The organism is Robertmurraya korlensis, assembly GCF_023715225.1.
In the GTDB taxonomy this organism is placed as follows: domain Bacteria; phylum Bacillota; class Bacilli; order Bacillales; family Cytobacillaceae; genus Robertmurraya_A.
The window spans coordinates 1-401 of the sequence record NZ_JAMBNS010000156.1 but is presented as its reverse complement, the minus strand read 5'-3'; the positions used below and the strand labels follow the sequence as shown (position 1 = coordinate 401).

Genomic DNA, 401 nt, shown 5'->3' with positions numbered 1-401 from the left:
TGTTAAAGTGCCTGTTAAAATACTTGCTAACATGGGAACGATAATTGTAATAATTGGAATTAAAGCATTTCTAAGTGCATGTCCAAAAAGTACACGCATTGTCGAATTACCTTTAGCTCTCGCTAATAAAATATAGTCTGAACTTAATACCTCTATCATCTCTGCTCTTATGTATCTGGCGACAGTTGCTAAAACAGCTGCAGATAATGCAAGTGACGGTAATACCGCGGTCGAAAAACCTTCCCATCCAGCTACTGGGAACCATCTTAATTTAACTGCAAATACATATTGTAAAAGTACAGCAAGTACAAAAGATGGTACAGATACTGCAATAACTGAAATAACTGTAGTTGTATAGTCAACCCAAGAATTTTGTTTAGTAGCTGCTGCAACACCTAAAA

General features: G+C 36.2%; 1 protein-coding gene. It reads right to left on the bottom strand.

Annotated features, from left to right (window positions below; genetic code table 11):
* On the bottom strand, positions 1-401 hold a 401-nt coding region (locus M3175_RS24640; RefSeq protein ID WP_251524638.1), incomplete at both ends, for an ABC transporter permease.